An 18,020-nucleotide genomic window follows, 5' to 3' on the forward strand; every position below is an offset into this window, starting at 1 on the left:
GGCGGAGGAGCGGGCGCACATCCTGCGTGGCCTCCTGAAGGCCCTGGACGCCATCGGGCGAGCACGGCCGGCTCCGACAGGAGGGCGTCGACCCACTGCGTCTCGCTCGGGGCGAGGAAGGCGGCGGTGATCCGCTGGTGGCAGTCGCCGCGGGCGGCCTCCAGCGCCGCCACGGTGGCGCGATAGGTGGGCTCGTCCGCCGCGGCGATGTGGGCGCGGGCCCGGGCGGCCACGTTCAGCGAGCCGTGGTGCCAGTGCAGGGAGGAGGAGAGGGAGACCCGCTTGAGCGCACCCTTCACCCGCCGTCCCAGGGCGTGATAACTGTGCGCCTTGATGGTCTGGAGCTCCTGGGCGGCCCGGGCGGCGAAGGGCAGCCCGCACTCCGCCACCCAGGTGTCCACCCAGCTCGAAGGAGCCGTCTCGCCCAAGGAGACGACAGCCGCCAGCGCGGCGGCCCCGGCGGGTGAGGGGCTGCCGGCGAGATGGGCCCGGGCCGCCTCGACCAGGTCGGGGTCCGAGCCGGGTTCGGTGAGTATCAGCTCGATCCAGGCGGCCTCACCGGCGATCCGCTCCCCGACCTGCGCCAGGGTCTCCTCACCGGGCCTGCTCAGGGCCCGGACGCAGCCGCCCCGCCGGGGGTAGAGCACCCGGCGCCAGCTCAGCGGGAGCTCGAAGGTGTCCTCGTCCGGCAGCGCCGGCTCTCCCCGCACGCCGGAGCGGACATCGGCCACGGGCGCCGTGCGGGGATGCGCGGTGGCGGTGGACAGGGGCGCCGCGGGGGCCGACGCGGACGCCGCCACCTCTTCGTACCCCTTGCGCACCTTCTCCGCTATGGTCCTGCGCACCTTCGCCCGCGCGGCCTCCTCGGAGGCGTACTCCTGCGTCCGGGTGCGTCCCTCGGACCCGCAGCGGCCGTACCGCACGGTGACCGCGACGCCGACCGCCCCGGTCTCCCAGAACTTCGACGCAGTGCCTTCCACCAGCTCCCAGCGCCGCATCCGCGCCGCCCCCTCAACCTCAGTACGGCCCGCCGTGCGGCGGGTCTCCCGATCGCTGCATTCATTCTGGAACCGACCACTGACAGTGCCGTGCGACGGCTGGCCGGACCCCGGCGTGCGGGTCCCGGCCGACCGGTTCGAGAAGGTTCCTCAGGGGGCGGTGACCGCCCGCCGGCCGCCCAAGGCTCCCCAGCTCGGTGTCACCCCGGCCACCTGGCACACCATCAGGAACAGCGGGATCGGAGGGGTGTAGGGGGTGCGGCTGTCCGGCCCGTGGATGAGCCGCGGCCGGGGGACCGGTACGAGGCCCCCGGTGGCGTAGGCGACCGGCTCGGGCCAGTCCAGGTCCTGGTCGGACCCCGAAGGAACGATCCACCACCACACGTCGGCGGCCTCGAACACGCACCCGGTGCGGGGGAGATGGGACAACAGGTGGAATCCGTGGCGGGCAGGGACCCCCACCGCGTCGTACCCCAGGTTCGTGCTCAGCTCCGGGGGCAGCGGCAGCCGCGCCCGTGCGGGACCCGCGTCGCCCTCGTCCGTCGCGGTCCGGGCGGCAGGGTGGTCCCCGCGCAACCGGGACAGCGCGGCCCTCAACACGACCGCTCCGCGCCGCACGGCTCCGCGAGGTTCTGCTCCGTACCGTTCCGCTCAGGGCCCTGCGCCGGTTCCGGCCGGACGAACCGGCCGGACGCGTCCCCCGGGGCGAAGCGACTACGGAACGCTTCAGCCCCGGAGCGGGAACTCGCGGGCCGGGGGATGAGCGCACTGCCAGGTGCCACGACCGAATCCTCACAGTGGTTGCCACGTCATGTCCGGACCTCGACGCAGCGGGAGAGGGCGGACGTGACCGAGTGAATTGGTTCAATCGCCAACTCTCCCCCTGACGCGGACACTTGGCAAGGGGCACTCTGAAAAATGCAGAGTGGTCGTGTCTTTGTCGTCACGCACATGGCACACTGCTGACAGAAGAGACCATCGGAGGTCCGAAGTGAGCGAGCCCCGGTCAGCCCCGACCGTGGGGCAGGTCGTCCTCGGCAGGCGCCTGCAGGACCTGCGGGAGCGTGCCGGACTGACCCGCGATCAGGCGGCCAAGGTGCTCCGCGTCGCGTCCGCGACGGTCCGGCGGATGGAGACGGCCGAGGTCGCCCTCAAAATCCCCTACGTGCAGGCCCTGTTGCGTGCGTACGGGATCGGCGAGGAGGAGACCGACGCGTTCGTCGAGCTCGCCGAAGAGGCCAACAAGCCCGGCTGGTGGCAGCGTTACCACGACGTGCTGCCCGACTGGTTCAGCATGTACGTCAGCCTGGAGGGTGCGGCGAGCCTGCTGCGCATGTACGAACCGCACTTCGTGCCCGGACTCCTGCAGACCGAGGACTACGCCCGCGCCGTGATGCTGAGCGGCGCGGTCGGCCAGTCCCGGCCGGAGGACATCGAACGGCACGTCGCCCTGCGGATGGAACGTCAGAGCCTGCTCCAGAAGGCGGACGCCCCACGGCTGTGGGTGGTCATGGACGAGACCGTGCTGCGGCGCCCGGTCGGCGCTCCCGGGGTCATGCGCGCGCAGATCGACAGGCTGCTCGAAGCCTCCGAGCAGACGCACATCACCCTGCAGATCGCGGAGTTCGCCACCGGCCACCACCCCGGGACCTACGGCCCGTTCGTGCTCTTCCGCTTCGGCGTGCCCGAACTGCCCGACATGGTCTTCAGCGAGTACCTGACCGGCGCCGTCTACTTCGACGCGCGCCCCGAGGTGGCTTCCTACCTCGAGGTCATGGACCGCATGGCGGCCCAGGCCGCGACTGCACGACGCACGAAGGACATCCTCCGGGATTTCCGCAAGGAGCTGTGATGAGCGACATCTACAACGGCATGCCGGCCGCGGCACTCGGCGTCGAGGGCTGGTCCAAGCCCTGGAGCGGGGGTAACGGTGGCAACTGTGTCGAGACCCTGAAGCTGGCCGACGGCAGGGTCGCCGTCCGTCAGTCCGCGGACCCCGACGGCCCCGCGCTCATCTACTCCACCGGCGAGATGGCCGCGTTCATCCACGGCGCCAAGACCGGCCAGGCCGACTTCCTGCTGACCTGATCTCCTCCGAGCGGACCCGATCCGGCCCCGACCGGCGGTCGCGGCCGGGTCGGACCGCCTGGCGCGGCGGTTCCGTCCGGCCGTCGGACCGTCGGACCGTCGGACCGTCGGACGTCGGAGCAAGGGCCCGAAGTGGGCCGCGCCAACGGCTCTCAGTGACCTGAATCCGCCGAACCCCCCGACGACCGGCACACCCCCTCCAGCAGCGCGGCGCTGTCACCGGGGTCCAGAGCCGCCGCCCGCAGCCGCTCGAACAGCGACCGGTAGCGCAGGGTCTCCTCCTCCGAGTCCAGGAACACGTCACCGGCGGGGGTGTCCGCCCAGACCAGCTCCGCGTCCCGCGCGTCGGGGAAGTCCAGGTGGACGAAGCTCCCGGCCATTCCGGGATGGGCCCCCGCACCGAACGGGATCACCTGCACCCCCACTCCGGGTTCCCGCCCCATCCGTGCGAGGTACGCGGCCTGCTCGCGCATCACCTCGGGCCCGCCGACCGTCCGCCGCACGGCGGCCTCGTCCACGATCGCGCGGAGCCTCGGGCCGTCCGCCTTCGCGAGCAGGATCCGCCGCTCCATCCGAACCCGGACGCGCTCGTCGACCTCCGCCCGCCCGGCGTCGGGCAGCATGCCCCGGATCACCGCACGGGCATAGCGCTCGGTCTGGAGCAGCTCCGGCACGCACATGGATTCGTAGGCGTGCACCGTGCGTGCCTCGGCCTCGAAGCCGAGGTACGCGAGGTAACCCTCCGAAAAACCAGCGAAACCAGCGAACCCCTTGGACCCGGCGAACCCCGTGGACCCGCCGGCCCTCGCCCCTCCGTACGGCTCCGCGCCGTACGGCCGCAGCCGGCTCCGGTCGTCCGCGAGGCGCTCGGCCGCCAGCAGGTCCGCGCGCTGCGCCTCGTCGGCCCCGTACGCCGCCATCAACGCTGCCAGGGTCCGCTTCTGCGGGCGGGCGCGTGCCTTCTCGATCCGGTACAGCGTCACCACGTTGATGCCGGTGCGCTCGGCGACCTGCTCGCGCGTCAGTTCCGCTTCGGCGCGCAGCCGCCGCAGGAGGGCGGCGAGCCGTCGCAGCCTGACGGTCGGGGGTGGGGTCTGCTGCCTGTCCGACACGGTGTGTGCCTTTCTGTCCCGGGGGTAACGCGAGTCTGGTCGGTGACGGGGCCTCACCCCAAACCGGCAGGACGCGGGCCTGCGGAAGACGGGCGGGTCGAACGCAGCCATGGACAACGCAATCTTTGCGTTCTGTGCCTCCGGCAGTGCATGCTGGCTACGACATCACGCACCGTGCGTGATCCACCACAGGGCGAGAGGGGTGCGAGCGGGTATGGCCGAGGACGCACGGACAGCCGGACGGCCCGGATGACGATTCCCCCGCGCTGCGTCGACTGCGGCGGCCCGGTCCTCGGCGAGGCCCTGGTCGTGGTGTACGGCGACAACGCGACCGGTGCCCGCGCCCACGGGTACGCGCATCCGGCGGGATCGCCCGACTGCGCGCGTGCGACGTCCACCGGGGCGGGCAGGCGGCCAACTACCGGAAGGGCGGGGCCCCCGCAGCGGTGGTGAGGCCCGGGCGGCGGGGGATCCGGGCCCCCGCGGCCGGGTACTCGCTCACCGAACAGTGCGCGGCAGACCCCGTTCACACACGCCCGGGCACGTCGGCCGCCGACGACGCGGGCGCGGGTCGCGACCGGCGACAATGGGCGTATGTCACGACGCACCGCCCGCCGGAAACCGCCCGTTCCCTCCGCCCCGCGCCTCACCCCGGACGCTCCCTGTCCCTGCGGCCTGCCCGCTTCCTACGGCGCGTGCTGCGGCAGGTACCACGCCGGTCCGGCCGCCGCGCCCACCTGCGAGGCCCTGATGCGGTCGAGGTACGCGGCCTTCGCCGTCCGGGACGCCGGTTACCTGCTGCGCACCTGGCACCCGGCGACCCGTCCGCCGGTCGTGGAGCTGGACCCCGGCACGCACTGGGACCGGCTGGAGATCCTGGAGACCACCGAGGGCAGCGCGTTCCACGCGACGGGCACCGTCACCTTCCGGGCTCACTGGACCGAGGGCGGACGGCCCGGCAGCATGCATGAGCGGAGCACCTTCGTCCGCCACGAGAGCGCCTGGGTCTACGAGGACGGCGAGTTCCCGGAGTGACCCCGACGCACCCACTCCAGCCCGGGGGGCAGCCGGGGTGGCCGCTGCTCAGACTCCCGTGCCCACCGGGGTGGGGGCGTCGCTGCGGCGGGCCGGGGCGAGTTCGGCCGCCAGGTCCTCCGCGAGCACCTGCTTGGCGATGACGTCGACCGCCGCCCTCAGCTGCCGGTCGTCGGGCCGGGCGCCGTCCTCCTCCAGCCGCTCGTTGAGCCACGCGGCCCAGGCGGAGGTGATGGTCGCCGTCTCCCGCCGGCCTGCCGCGGTGTGCTGGAAGAGCCGCCCGTCCCCGGTCAGGTAGCCCTCGGCGACCATCCGGTCGAAGACCGGGACCAGGACCTCCGGGGGCAGCCGGTGGCGGGTCGCGATCAGCCCGAGACCGGCGTGCCCGACCATCCTGGTGAACAGGTCGACCTGCATCACGGCCCAGGCGCCCGCCATGTCCAGCCGGGTGTCCGAGGCGTCGACGATCCGCCGGGCCGTGTCCGGGCGGGCGCTCTGGAGGATCTTGGCCACCGCGAACTCCAGGACCCGGTCCGGGTTCCCCGTCGTGGGCCGGGCGAAGCCCTCGCCCATGTCGGTCGAGCCGGCCCGTGCGGAGTCCCGCAGCTTGACCTCCTTCAGGAACAGCGCCACCACGAACCCGATCAGGGCCACCGGAACCGTCCACAGGAAGACCGTGTGGATGGTGTCCGCGTACGCCTGCGCCAGCGGTGCGGACTGCGCGTCGGGCAGTGCGTGCAGGGTCACCGGGTTCTGCGAGGCCGCGGTCAGCGCGGCGGGATCACCGCCCGCACGCGTGGCCTCGGCCACGCCCTGCTGGAGGTTCGGCCCCAGCGAGTTGGCGTAGATCGTGCCGAAGACCGCGGTGCCGAAGGAGCTGCCGAGGGTCCGGAAGAACGTCACGCCCGAGGTGGCCGTACCGAGGTCGGCGTAGTCCACCGTGTTCTGCACGGCGATCGTCAGGACCTGCATCGACAGCCCGATGCCGAGCCCGAGCACGAACATGTAGACCGATTCCAGGAACACCCCGCTGTCCGGGCCCATCAGGGACATCAGGTAGAGCCCGGCCGCCATCACCAGCGAGCCCACGATGGGGAAGATCCGGTACCGGCCCGTCTTGCTGACGGTGTTGCCGCTGAAGATCGAGGCGATCAGCAGACCGACGACCATCGGGAGCGTCCGTACGCCGGAGATCGTCGCCGAGTTCGCGTCCACGTACTGGAGGTAGGTGGGGAGGAAGGTCATGGCCCCGAGCATCGCGAAGCCCACGATGAAGCTGAGGATCGCGCAGACCGTGAAGACCGGGTTGTGGAACAGCCGCATCGGCAGCATCGGTTCCTTGGCCCGGCTTTCCACCACGACGAACAGGGCGAGTGCCACGAGACCGCCGACGAAGAGGCCGATGATCATGGGGGAGAGCCAGTCGTACTCGTTCCCGCCCCAGCTCGTCCCGAGGATCAGGGCACTGGCCCCGACCGCCACCAGGGCGATGCCCAGGTAGTCGATGACCGGGCGGCCGGCGGCCCGTACGGACGGGATGTTCCGGGCCGCCGCGATGACCACGACGATCGCGATCGGCACGTTGACGTAGAACGCCCAGCGCCAGGTCAGGTGGTCGGTGAACACCCCGCCCAGCAGCGGGCCGACGACGGTCGACACGCCGAACACGGCGCCGATCGCGCCCTGGTACTTGCCGCGTTCGCGCAGCGGGATCACGTCGGCGATCAGCGCCATCGAGGTGACCATCAGCCCGCCCGCGCCGATCCCCTGGACACCGCGCCAGATGATCAGCAGCAGCATGTTGGAGGCCAGACCGCAGAGGAACGAGCCGGTGATGAAGATGATCGCCGAGACCTGGAAGACGAGCTTGCGCCCGAACAGGTCGCCGAACTTGCCGACCAGCACCGTGGCGACGGTCTCGGCGAGCAGATAGGCGGTGACCACCCAGGACATGTGCGCCGCGCCACCGAGGTCCGAGACGATCGTCGGCAGTGCCGTGCCCACGATCGTCTGGTCCAGCGCCGCGAGGAGAATCCCGAGCACGATGGTCGCGAAGACGATGTTGCGGCGGCGAGGATCGAGGACGGGCGGCGGTGCGGCGGCGCTCGGCGCCACGGGAGCGGTCTCGCTGCTGGCTGTGGTCACCCTCGCACCCTCACACCGGCCCCGTTCGCCCGCATGCCGGGCGGAGCCGGACGAGTCAAGCGAGGATCGCCGCCACGGATTCGGCCATTCGGCTCACGAAGCGGTCCCGTACCTCCTCCGCCACCCGGTCGAGCGAGAGGAAGGGATTGAGGTCCTCCAGTTCGACGAGGAGGAGGCCGCCCTCCGCCGTCCGGCAGGCGTCCACGCGCTGGATGCCGTGGCTGAGGGTGTTCCACTCCACGAACGTACGGGCGAATTCCAGGTCCGCCGCGCTCGCCCGCCACGGCTCCAGCACCCAGCGTCGCTCCGGGTCGGGGGCGTACAGCGCGTACTGGAGGTCGTGGTCCACGAAGTAGAAGGACACCTCGTGCAGGAAATCGATCCGCGGCTGCACCAGCAGGGTGCCGTCGTCGGCCGGGTCCAGCTCGGGCCGGGACACGAAGCGCAGCCCCTCGGAGTCCGCGCCCAGCTTCGGCTTCACCGCGTACGACTCCGCCTCCGGCAGCCGCTCCAGATCGGCGGCCCGGTCCACGGTCGGGATCACCGGCAGACCTGCCCGGTCCATGTCCACGAGGTACTGCTTGCCCGCCATGTCACCGCTGCCGTCCAGCGCGTTGTACACCGGTATCCCCAACTCCAGCGCCCGCCGCCGGAACGCCTCGTACGCCTCGGGGTAGTGCAGCACCGGGCCGCTGTTGCGCACCACCACACCGTCGAAGCGGTCCAGTAGCGCCGCCGCGTCCCGGGGGTGGCAGAGCGCGAGGTCGAAGCGGGCGCGGAGCCGCGAGGTGAGGAAGATGTCCTCGTCGCAGTAGCGCCGGCCGCGCGCCTCGTACGCCAGATCGGTGACGAACAGGACGGACGGGCGACGGGCGCCGGAGGCGGTGGTGGTCATCGGGACTTCCCCAAGGGTGCCGGGAGCGGGTGGGTGGTCAATAGCCTGGACGCCGATGACCGTCCGTCCACGACCGAGGAGCATTCCATGAACGCTGCCCCGCGCGAGCCGCACGCATCGCCCGCGTCGCCACTGCCGGACATTCTCTCCCCCGCCTTCGCCGCCGACCCCTACGGGGCCTACCGGATCATGCGCGAACAGGCCCCGCTGATCCGGCACGAGGCGACCAACAGCTATCTCGTGTCCCGGTACGAGGACGTCGAGCGGGTCTTCAGGGACAAGGCCCAGGAGTTCACCACCGAGAACTACGACTGGCAGCTCGAACCCGTCCACGGCCGGACCATCCTCCAGCTCGGTGGCCGGGACCACTCCGTCCGCCGGGCCTTGGTGGCCCCCGCCTTCCGGGGCTCGGACCTCCAGGAGAAGTTTCTCCCGGTCATCGAGCGCAACGCCCGAGAACTGATCGACGCCTTCCGGCACACCGGTGAGGCCGACCTCGTCACCGACTTCGCCACCCGCTTCCCGGTACTGGTCATCGCCGACATGCTCGGCCTCGACCGGGCGGACCACGACCGCTTCCACGGGTGGTACACCTCCGTCATCGCCTTCCTCGGCAACCTCGCGGGCGACCCGGAGGTCGCCGCCGCGGGCGAGCGGACCCGGCAGGAGTTCGCCGCGTACATGATCCCGGTCATCCAGCGGCGCCGGGAGGAGCCCGGCGCCGACCTGCTCTCCGCGCTCTGCGCCGCGGAGATCGACGGGGTGCGCATGAGCGACGAGGACATCAAGGCGTTCTGCAGCCTGCTGCTCGCGGCCGGCGGCGAGACCACCGACAAGGCCATCGCCTCGGTATTCGCCAACCTCCTCGCCCACCCCGACCAGCTCGCCGCGGTCCGCGAGGACCGTTCGCTGATCGACCGGGCCTTCGCCGAGACGCTGCGCTTCACCCCGCCCGTCCACATGATCATGCGTCAGACGGCCAGGGAGGTTGAGCTGAGCGGCGGCACCGTACCGGCGGGGGCGACGGTCACCTGTCTCATCGGCTCCGCGGGCCGCGACGACACCCGCTACCGCGACCCGGACCGCTTCGATCTCTTCCGTACGGACCTCACCAGCACCACCGCCTTCTCCGCCGCCGCCGACCACCTGGCCTTCGCGCTCGGCCGGCACTTCTGCGTCGGCGCGCTCCTCGCCAAGGCCGAGGTCGAGACGGGCGTCGGCCAACTCCTGGACGCGATGCCGGATCTGCGCCCGGCGGACGGCTTCGCGCCGGTGGAGCGGGGCGTCTTCACGCGAGGGCCGGAGTCTCTGCCGGTGCGGTTCACCCCTGTCGGCTGAGCGCGCCGGTCGGCAGGGTGGGCTCCGGTGGCGGGGCCGTGCCACCGGAGCCCGGTCGGTCGGCGGACGCGGCGGCCGACGACCTCAGGCCAGGAGGGTAGGACCGGAGCACGGCATGCCCGCTCCGGTGTCCGGTGCCTACTTCTCGCCGAACGGGGCCGGCCCGCTCCCCCGGATCTCCACCGTTCCGGAACCGACCTCGCCGGACGTGGCGATGAACTTTCCCTCGCGACCATCGGGCAGCCGCAGGGTGGCGGTCCCGTCGTCGAACCACTCGACGGAAGGGTCTGCTTCGAGGGAACCGCCCCATGACCGCATGCCGCGGTCGACGTGGGCGGCAAGGTCTGCGGTCACGGGAACCTCGTCGCAGCCGATGAGCGCGGCGGCGGGGCCTTGATAGGTAGTCATGGAGTGGAGTGTGCCCGCGGAAACCGACCTTGAGCGGTCGAGAAGCCCGCACCGCCGATCCGGAGAGGTCCCGCGCCATCCGACGAGAGCGCGAACCGCACCCGGCGGACGGCTTCGCCCCGATGGAGCGGCGCGTCTTCACGCGAGGGCCGGAGTCTCTGCCGGTGCGGTTCACCCCGGTCGGCCGAGCGTGGCGGTCGGCAGGGTGGGCTCCGGTGGCGGGGCCGTGCCACCGGAGCCCGGTCGGTCGGCGGACATGGCGGCCGGAAAACCTCGGGAGAAGGTTCCGGGCTGACAGAATCCGCAGCTCAGGGCGTTGCTGTTGCTCTGCGGCCAGTCGCGGAGGATCAAGCCGCCTCGGAGGCATCTCCTCGTACGGCCGCCGCCCACTCCGCGAGCAGGCGCTCGTACTCCCGGCGCCCTTCAGGCGACAGTCGGCCGCCGCCCCGCTCCCACAGCGCGCGAATGTCCGCGTTCACCAGGGGCAACGGGCGCGCGGCAGCTGCTTCGGACAGGTTCGGGGACATGCGTACAAGAGTACGGGCCGCGGGCGGCAGAAGCCCAGGGCGCCCGGACTACGATCGGCCGAGTCGACGTCGGACCTCCGGCCGGGCCCCCGAGAGCCACCACCTCCGGGGGCGCAGCGCCCCCGTTCGTCCGGCTCCGGGCGCGAGGGACCCGACGGAAGACCGGGCGGTCAGCGGATGTGGCGGCCGGTGATCGCGCGGGCGATGACCAGGCGCTGGATCTCGCTGGTGCCCTCGAAGATGGTGTAGATCTTCGCGTCCCGGTACATCCGCTCCACCGGATGCTCCCTGCTGTAGCCCGCGCCGCCCAGGATCTGTACGGCCTTCTCCGTGGCGGCCACCGCGAGTTCGCCCGCGCGCAGCTTCGACATGGAGCCCTGTCCGGCGTCGAAGGCCCGGTCGTTGCGGGCCATCCACGCGGCCTGCCAGATCAGCAGCCGTACCGCCTCGATCTCGGTACGGATGTCGGCCAGCGCGAACGCGATCGACTGGTTCTCCACGATGGGGCGGCCGAACGCCTCCCGCTGCCCCGCGTACTCCAGGGCGTACTCGTAGGCGGCGCGCGCGATGCCGAGCGCCTGGGCGCCGACGGTCGGTCGGCTGACCTCGAAGGTCGCCATCGCGGCCTGGGACTTGGCCGTCCGCCCCGTCGCCGTACCGCCCTCGCGGGCGCGGGCGAGGCGGGCGTCCAGCTTCTCCTTGCCGCCGAGGAGGCAGTGGCCGGGTACGCGCACGTCGTCCAGGAAGAGGTCCGCGGTGTGCGAGGCGCGCAGGCCCAGCTTCTTGATGGTGCGGCCGGCCTCCAGGCCGGGGGTGCCGGGCGGCACGATGAAGGCGGCCTGGCCCCGGGCGCCGAGTTCCGGCTCGACCGAGGCGACGACGACGTGGATCTCCGCGATGCCCCCGTTGGTGATCCATGCCTTCTGGCCGGAGAGCACCCACTCGTCCTTGGCACCGTCGTACCGTGCCCGGGTACGCATCGCGGAGACGTCGGAGCCGGCCTGCGGTTCGGAGACGCAGAAGGCGGCCACCTTCGGGTCGTCCTGGTCGCCGTAGCACTGCGGGACCCACTCGGCGAGCTGGTCGGGGGTGCCGGAGGCGAAGATCCCGGCGACCGCGAGCGAGGTGCCGAAGAGGGCCATGCCGATGCCCGCGTCGCCCCAGAACAGCTCCTCGTTGGCGATCTGGAGGGAGAGGCCGGTCGGGTCGCCGTACATCTCGGCGAGCGACTCGAATCCGTAGAGCCCGATCCGGGCGGCCTCCCTGATGACGGGCCAGGGGGTCTCCTCCCGGGAGTCCCACTCGGCCGCCGCCGGACGGACCACCTCGGCGGCGAAACCGTGCACCCAGTCGCGCAGATCCCGCTGTTCCTCGGTCAGGGCGAGGGAGAAGAAGCTCATCGGATCACGCCTTCGGGATGTCGAAGTAGCGGGTGAGGCCCGCGGCCAGACCGACGTCCCCGGCGATCTTGAGCTTGCGCATCATGAACATGGTGATCGGATTGCCGTTGCCGGAGACCAGCTTGAGGAAGTCGGCATCCGCCATCACCAGTGTGGTGCGGGGCTCGGCAGCCGAACGGCCGCGAGTGACCGAGCAGTTGCCGTCGGCGATGGCCGTCTCGTAGACCTCTTCGGTCTCGTCGGCCCCTCCGGTGACCTTCCAGCGGATCAGGGCCGTGACCCCTCCGGCCGCGTCCGGCCGGAACTGCTGACGCATCCGGTCGAAGACCGCTCCGAGTATCCGCTCGCGGAGTGCGCCCCGCATGACCTCGTCGAGCTGCTTGACGGACAGGCCCTTGACGATCCGGGCGAACTCCTCGGGTGAGACGGCCGCGAAGTCGAGCCGGGACAGCTCCTCCGTGAGCTCGTCGCTGCTGTGGTCGGCCACGCCGGTTCCTTACTCTGGAGTCAACTTACTTTTGAGTAAGGTACGGCCGCCGTCGCATGGTTCGCAAGCGGTCGCGCGGGGTCGGGGGTGCGGACGTGCGGAGGTGTGGATGTGCGGAGGTGCGGACGCGCGCGGTGGCCCGACGTCAGCGCCAAGGCCCCGGACGGACCGTCAGTCCCGGATGGTGGGCGGCGAGCACCTTGTTGGCGCGGGCGAGATCGGAGAGCGCCTGTTCGCGGTCGGCCTGGTCCTCGACACCGAGCAGTGGGCCGCGGAACCTGCGGACCTCGCGGGCCGCACAGTCGGCGTCGAACTCGGCCTGCAGCACGTGGGCCGGTACGCAGGCGCCGATCAGCGCCGCGACCCGGTCGGGGATCGGTACGGGGACGAGGAGATGTGAGGCGGGCATGGGGGTTCCCTCTCGGTTGGTCGGCCAGGAGGCGCTGCGGTCGTGGTCGCCCCGAAGGGCGCCCAGCGTCTCCCTGTCTACGGCACACGGGTCCGGGTTTCTCATCGGATACGTCTTGTTGCCGCAACCGTTTGGGACTGACCGGCTATTTCCCCTTACTCGGGGGTAAGTTGACTCGCCGCGCGCTGTGTGGTGGTGGTCACCGTCGTGCGGGGCCGTCCCCGCCGCGGGAGCGGAGCCGGAGCGCCCGCAGGACGGCCTCGGTGGAGAAACGGCTCTCGGGGTCGACCAGTTGCTCGCCGAACAAGGACTCCAGGCTGCGCATGCGGTAACGGACCGTCTGCGGATGGACGTCGAGCAGTTCGCCCATGTGGGCCGCCGTGCCCCGGGTGTCGAGCCAGATGCGCAGCGTCTCGATCAGCCGCTCCCGCCGGGTGGCGCTGAGGGCGGAGACCGGGGCGAGTTCGCGCTTCGAGAGCTGGTCCAGCAGGGCCGTGTCGGAGAGCAGCCACAGGGTGATGAGGTGGTCCTCGGCCAGGACGAGCGGGGCGTCGTCGATCACGCCGGTGTCGACCAGTTCGAGGAGCCTGCGGGCCCAGCGGATCGAGTCCGGGGCGTGGGACGGCGGGACGGTGAGGCCGACAGCCGCGTGCGTGCCCAGCAGGGCGTGGTCGAGCATGCGTCTTCGCGCGTCGTCGATCGGGCCCGGGATGAGCATATTGGGCTGAGGGTCCGTCAGGTCGGCGAGCACGTCACGGTCCAGCGCGAGCCGGCCCAGGTCGGGTGAGGGGCGCAGGGCGACCAGGGTCACCTCCTCCGGCATGGTCCAGCCGGTCTGCTCGCAGAGTTCGGCGATCGCGCTGCGGGGGGCCGGCCGCCCGGTGAGGATCAGGTGCAGGAGTCGGCGGCGCAGGGTCTCGGCGTGGTCGTCGGTGGCCGCCCGTACCTCCAAGTACCCCTCGCGGGAGAGGGATTCGAGCTCATCGACGTAGGTGAACAGGGCGTCCGCGAAGGTCAGCATCATGGTGGGGGAGAGGTTGTAGCGCCGCCCCACCTTCTTCGCCCGGCGTAAGGCGATACGGGCGCCGAGGCGGTAGGCACCCTGGAGCTGGTCGAGGCCCCTGCCCTCGTACGCCTCGAACCGGCCGAACCGCCGGCACATCTCGTCCCGCAACGGGGTGGGCGCGGACGGCCGCGCCACCTGTTCGACGAAGACGGAGATGCTCTGTTCCAGGCCGACCCGGATGCCTTCGCCGTGCGGGCTGTCGAAGAGCCGCGCGTACTCCGGGTAGGCGCGGGTGACCTCCAGGCCTATCTCCCGGATGAGGCTCGGGAGTTCGGGGCGGACGATCGCGGCGAACTCCTGGGGCAGTGGTCCCAGAGGTTCCCCGAGGTCCGAGGGCTGCGAGACTGCCGGCATGTTGCTTTACCCCTAGCTCTCCCGTGCCCCGACGGCGGCGAGCAGGGGGAGAGCGCTCCCACATGCCGCCAGGTGCGTACCCATTGGAATCTTGAACATAGAGCACGTCCGAGCGCGTGGACACCGGTGCGACGACGGGAAGTACGCGGAGTGACTATGCCGGTGGCGACTTTGAGCCACTGATGACCCGGAATCCGTCAGTCCTCTTCCCGGAAGGGCTCGGACGCGGCTCCGCGCGGGAATTTCGGCGCCGCCCGCGTGATAGCGCACACGAGCCACAATTTCGCGGTGCTTTACCGGAACGGGAGAGATCCGAAGGTGCGGTGCGCATTCCTCGGCGGTCCGTACTAATTCCGCCAGAGGAGTGATGGTGGACCGATCAATCATCAATCATCGCTCACGGGTGAGCCGGTGCCGAGGCTTGATCCGGACGGGTCTCCCGCTGTCCGGCATCCCACTCTGACATGGGAAGTTGTGAGCAACGGAGGCATGGACCGGCTCGGTGGGGGTTGGTGACACGATCTCGCGGACCGCACGATTGCTCACTTCTCGACAAGAACCGGGTGACACGCGGTCGGTGCTTGCTCGCCGACCAATAAAAGACCGGCCGAAAAACACTCTTCCGGAATTTCTTCAGCAAGGCTGTTGCGGAGGCACGTTACCCGCCCGTAGCGTCAACGACGAACGCAAGCGGTCGAGCGGTCCGTCAGGGCGGGCCGCCACTTCACACCACCCTTGTCCCCCCGGATTACCGCCTCTTTCCGGAGACGAGTATGTCCGGATCGGGATACTCTCCCCCGAAGGGAATCCATCGTGAACACCCTTGCCCGTAGAGCCGCCGTCGTCCTCGCCGCCGGTGGCGCCGCCCTCGGCATGACCGTCTCGTCCGCTTCGGCCGGTGTCCAGGCACCGTGGACGGTCACCCCGTCCGGCGCCTACTCCGCCACCGCCTCCGGTCCGACGCTGAGCGTCCCGGCCGCCTCGCTCTTCTGCACGTCCAGCACCGCGACCGGCAACCTCGCGTCGAGCACCACCAACACGGTCGGCACCATCGCCACGATCTCCTTCACCGGCTGCAATCTGGCTGGGCTGCCCTTCACCGTGTCGATGGTCGTCACGCCGTGGAACATCAACGCGCTGTCCAAGAGCGGCAGCATCGTGACCGGCAACGTCAGCAACGTCTCGGCGAAGATCACCGGAACCGGCTGCACCGCGACCTTCGCGGGCACGGTCAACGGCACCTACAACAACACCACCTGGATCCTGGGCCTCAACGGCACCGGCACGCTCAAGGCCACGGCCGCGAACTGCCTCGGCCTCATCAACGTCAACGACGCGGCCGCCTTCACCGGCAACTACCTGGTGAACACCCACCCGGTGATCTCCTAGTACCCGAGCGGCACATGAGCCTCCGGGCCGACGGTGAGCAGCGACCCTGCCGCCGTCGGCCCGGATCGTGCGTTCCGCGGTCGGTCGGTGTCCGACGGGCACGGTCCGCGCGGGAGCGGGCAGCACTTCACGATCCCAGCGGAAGACAGGACCAGGATGAGCGAGAAAACATCGGCGACCGCCTCGCGGCGATCCGTACGTCTGGCATCCGTCGCGGCCGTCGCCACCCTCGCCGGACTGCTGAGCGGTCCGGGGTCGGCGGCCGACGACGTGGACGCCAGTGCCGTCGTGACGTACGACTGCGATCTGCCTTCCGGCAGGGTGCAGGTGCCGTTGGAGGTGCGGGGGACGTTTCCGGCCACCGGCGAGGTGGATGTGCCGATGTCACCCGCGGGCGTGAGCATGACGGCTGACTTCGAGGCCGCCGATCTTGTCCCGCTGTTGCCGGAAGGCGCCACCGAGGTCGTCAGCTCCGCGACGCTCGACGTGGACGTCGTGCAGAACGAGCAGATGGCCCAGGCGCAGTGGACCCAGTTCGTCGCGCCCGTCACGCCGCTCGCCGGCGACGAGAACGGGAAGGTCCGGCTCGCGCACACGGGTGAGGTGCCCTCGGTCACGGTCAGCGCGGCCGGGGACGTCGCGCTGACCGCAGGCCGGTTGACCCTCGGGCTGGGCATCCCTGCCGTCGAGGGCGAGGAGACGCCGACCGATCCGACGACCCTGACCTGCGACCGGTCCGAGGGCGAGTCGGGCCTGCTGGCGACGGTCCAGGTCCCGGACGCGGGGACACCGGAGATACCGGACCCGGGTGGGGAGACCGACCCCGGGGAGGGCGGCGGGGAGGACCCGGGCGACCCGGGGGAGGAGCCGCCGTTGCCCCCCGTCGACACGTCCTGCCCCGATGTCGTGCCCCAGGGAGAATTGGACATCAGCGATGTGCCGCCGATGCCCCCGGGCGCACCGCCCTTCAAGCTCAGTCTGCCCGGCCAGAAGGTCTGTGGATACGCGGTGGGGCTCGCCACCATCAAGAAACTGAACGGGTCCGTGATCATCAACGATCCGGAGAAGGAACCCGCGTTGATCTCCGCGCTTGCCAACAGGCAGGTCATGAACCGCCCGCCCACGTCGGAAGGCGGCCAGTACGTCGTGCTCAGCTCGATCGCCCGTCTCGACCTGCCCGACGCGGAGTCGACGTTCCTGGCGTTCGGGTTCCAGCCCGTCTCCGCCAAGGTGGCGTTCGACACCGGGCCTCTTACCGTCTCCACGGGCCAGCTGGCCACGGACCTCACGCACATCAACCCGTTCGCGGTAGCCAGTTTCCAGCAGTCCATGCGGTTGTACGACGTGAAGGTGAACGGCGTGCCGCTCGACGTGGGTCCCGACTGCCGGACCGCACACCCCTACAAGGTGGTGCTCCACGGTGACTTCACGAGTGGAAACCCCTACCTGAACGTACTGGACGGCGGGCCGCTCAACGGCACCGTGGACTTCCCTGCCTTCTCCGGCTGTGGAACCGGCGGCGAGGATCTGGACGCGTTGTTCACCGCGTCGATATCCGGGCCTGGAAACACCATCGCGATGAACCAGGCCAACATGTGCGTCCCGGACGCGGACCCGGAGTACAGGAACTGCCCCCCGAGGATTCCCGCCCTGCCGGGCACCCCCACAGCCGACTGACCTGGACAAGGTGATCCGTACTCATGAGAAGACGGAAGAGAAACACCGGCATGCTCGTGGCCGCACTGTCCGCGGCGATGGCGTTGACGGCGACATCCGCGTCGGCGACGAACCAGTCCTCCTACGTGGTGACCCCCGGTGGTGCGTTCTCGGGGCACTCGGACGGGTACGTGAACTGGCCCCTGATGACGCTGTACTGCACCACGACCGACGTGGCCGGCTCCCTCGTTCCGAATCCCTCGGGGAACGTGATCGGTACGGTGAACACCGTGGCGATCAGCGGCTGCAATCTCGCCGGCCTGACATACACCTTCACACTGACGTCGGGCGCCCGGCCGCTCACCGCGACGGGAGCGGTGGCCGGTCGGCCCGACTGGGTCGGCGTCTCCGTGAGCGGGCTGGTCTTCCGCATGACTGGAATCGGTTGCACGGCGACCTTCGGGGGCAACCTGACCGGCCATTACGAGAACGACACCGGGCGCCTGGTCATCGACGGCTCCACCATGACGGCGAGCGCCGCCAACTGCCTGGGCTTGATTCTGGCCGGTGATCCGACCGTACTCGGCGCCGACTACGCCATCACCCCGCACCAGACCATCCAGGTCTCGTAACTGCCGAACGCCAGCCCGGCGCCTCGGTCCGGCCCACGCCCACCCCGGAGCGGTTCCGCGACCCCCAGGACACCCCGAGCC

19 protein-coding genes are annotated in these 18,020 nt (G+C 70.8%); 8 read left to right on the top strand and 11 right to left on the bottom strand.

All coding sequences use genetic code 11. The features are described from left to right. On the bottom strand, positions 1-998 hold a 998-nt coding region (locus ACWD3D_RS19180; RefSeq protein ID WP_451462026.1), incomplete at its 3' end, for a WGR domain-containing protein. 150 nt (positions 999-1,148) lie between these two features. Then, the gene (locus tag ACWD3D_RS19185) at positions 1,149-1,598 is read right to left on the bottom strand and encodes a hypothetical protein (protein WP_451462027.1); all 450 of its coding nucleotides are present in this window, start codon (positions 1,596-1,598) and stop codon (positions 1,149-1,151) included. Between the two features lie 391 nt (positions 1,599-1,989). Between ACWD3D_RS19185 and ACWD3D_RS19190 the strand changes: the two genes are divergently transcribed. Both ACWD3D_RS19190 and ACWD3D_RS19195 read left to right on the top strand, forming a co-directional pair. After that, positions 1,990-2,850, top strand: coding sequence for a helix-turn-helix domain-containing protein (locus ACWD3D_RS19190; protein WP_451462028.1), 861 nt, complete (start codon positions 1,990-1,992; stop codon positions 2,848-2,850). After that, entirely contained in the window at positions 2,850-3,086 is a 237-nt protein-coding gene (locus tag ACWD3D_RS19195) for a DUF397 domain-containing protein (RefSeq protein WP_451462029.1), read from the top strand. Before ACWD3D_RS19190 ends, ACWD3D_RS19195 begins: the two co-directional genes overlap by 1 nt. 152 nt (positions 3,087-3,238) lie before the next feature. Here ACWD3D_RS19195 and ACWD3D_RS19200 read toward each other — a convergent pair whose 3' ends face one another. Continuing rightward, positions 3,239-4,198 carry a helix-turn-helix domain-containing protein gene (locus tag ACWD3D_RS19200; RefSeq protein WP_451462030.1) on the bottom strand — a complete coding sequence of 320 codons (960 nt, stop codon included), beginning with the start codon at positions 4,196-4,198 and terminating at the stop codon, positions 3,239-3,241. A gap of 249 nt (positions 4,199-4,447) precedes the next feature. On the opposite strand from ACWD3D_RS19200, the gene ACWD3D_RS19205 reads away from it, so the two are divergent. Both ACWD3D_RS19205 and ACWD3D_RS19210 read left to right on the top strand, forming a co-directional pair. Continuing rightward, positions 4,448-4,651, top strand: coding sequence for a hypothetical protein (locus ACWD3D_RS19205; protein ID WP_451462031.1), 204 nt, complete (start codon positions 4,448-4,450; stop codon positions 4,649-4,651). Between the two features lie 141 nt (positions 4,652-4,792). Then, on the top strand, positions 4,793-5,233 hold the full coding sequence (locus ACWD3D_RS19210; RefSeq protein WP_451462032.1) for a YchJ family protein: 441 nt from the start codon (positions 4,793-4,795) through the stop codon (positions 5,231-5,233). Between the two features lie 48 nt (positions 5,234-5,281). Here ACWD3D_RS19210 and ACWD3D_RS19215 read toward each other — a convergent pair whose 3' ends face one another. Together ACWD3D_RS19215 and ACWD3D_RS19220 are read right to left on the bottom strand one after the other, a co-directional pair. Beyond that, entirely contained in the window at positions 5,282-7,378 is a 2,097-nt protein-coding gene (locus tag ACWD3D_RS19215) for an MDR family MFS transporter (RefSeq protein WP_451462033.1), read from the bottom strand. A gap of 55 nt (positions 7,379-7,433) precedes the next feature. Further along, positions 7,434-8,273, bottom strand: coding sequence for a hypothetical protein (locus ACWD3D_RS19220; protein WP_451462034.1), 840 nt, complete (start codon positions 8,271-8,273; stop codon positions 7,434-7,436). 87 nt (positions 8,274-8,360) lie between these two features. Between ACWD3D_RS19220 and ACWD3D_RS19225 the strand changes: the two genes are divergently transcribed. Next, positions 8,361-9,611 carry a cytochrome P450 gene (locus ACWD3D_RS19225; protein WP_451462035.1) on the top strand — a complete coding sequence of 417 codons (1,251 nt, stop codon included), beginning with the start codon at positions 8,361-8,363 and terminating at the stop codon, positions 9,609-9,611. Positions 9,612-9,749: 138 nt separating this feature from the next. Here the strand turns inward: ACWD3D_RS19225 and ACWD3D_RS19230 are convergent, their stop codons facing one another. The 6 genes from ACWD3D_RS19230 to ACWD3D_RS19255 form a co-directional block, all read right to left on the bottom strand. Then, positions 9,750-10,019 (bottom strand): hypothetical protein, encoded by a 270-nt coding sequence (locus ACWD3D_RS19230; RefSeq protein ID WP_451462036.1) that lies wholly within the window; start codon positions 10,017-10,019, stop codon positions 9,750-9,752. Positions 10,020-10,366: 347 nt separating this feature from the next. Then, the gene (locus tag ACWD3D_RS19235) at positions 10,367-10,546 is read right to left on the bottom strand and encodes a hypothetical protein (RefSeq protein WP_451462037.1); all 180 of its coding nucleotides are present in this window, start codon (positions 10,544-10,546) and stop codon (positions 10,367-10,369) included. 170 nt (positions 10,547-10,716) lie between these two features. Beyond that, positions 10,717-11,946 (bottom strand): acyl-CoA dehydrogenase family protein, encoded by a 1,230-nt coding sequence (locus ACWD3D_RS19240; RefSeq protein ID WP_451462038.1) that lies wholly within the window; start codon positions 11,944-11,946, stop codon positions 10,717-10,719. Between the two features lie 4 nt (positions 11,947-11,950). After that, positions 11,951-12,433, bottom strand: a complete 483-nt coding sequence (locus ACWD3D_RS19245) for an SCP2 sterol-binding domain-containing protein (protein WP_387374887.1) — start codon at positions 12,431-12,433, stop codon at positions 11,951-11,953. A 145-nt stretch (positions 12,434-12,578) separates the two neighbouring features. Then, entirely contained in the window at positions 12,579-12,842 is a 264-nt protein-coding gene (locus ACWD3D_RS19250; RefSeq protein WP_387374889.1) for a hypothetical protein, read from the bottom strand. A gap of 199 nt (positions 12,843-13,041) precedes the next feature. Beyond that, positions 13,042-14,262 carry a PucR family transcriptional regulator gene (locus ACWD3D_RS19255; protein ID WP_451462039.1) on the bottom strand — a complete coding sequence of 407 codons (1,221 nt, stop codon included), beginning with the start codon at positions 14,260-14,262 and terminating at the stop codon, positions 13,042-13,044. An 813-nt stretch (positions 14,263-15,075) separates the two neighbouring features. On the opposite strand from ACWD3D_RS19255, the gene ACWD3D_RS19260 reads away from it, so the two are divergent. From ACWD3D_RS19260 to ACWD3D_RS19270, 3 genes are all read left to right on the top strand, one after another. Beyond that, complete coding sequence (locus tag ACWD3D_RS19260; protein ID WP_451462040.1) at positions 15,076-15,651, top strand: hypothetical protein; 576 nt, start codon at positions 15,076-15,078, stop codon at positions 15,649-15,651. Between the two features lie 156 nt (positions 15,652-15,807). After that, entirely contained in the window at positions 15,808-17,328 is a 1,521-nt protein-coding gene (locus ACWD3D_RS19265; RefSeq protein WP_451462041.1) for a DUF6801 domain-containing protein, read from the top strand. A 23-nt stretch (positions 17,329-17,351) separates the two neighbouring features. Beyond that, positions 17,352-17,939 (top strand): hypothetical protein, encoded by a 588-nt coding sequence (locus tag ACWD3D_RS19270; RefSeq protein WP_451462042.1) that lies wholly within the window; start codon positions 17,352-17,354, stop codon positions 17,937-17,939. Positions 17,940-18,020: the final 81 nt, after the last annotated feature.

The sequence above is a fragment of the Streptomyces sp. NPDC002690 genome, assembly GCF_053592415.1.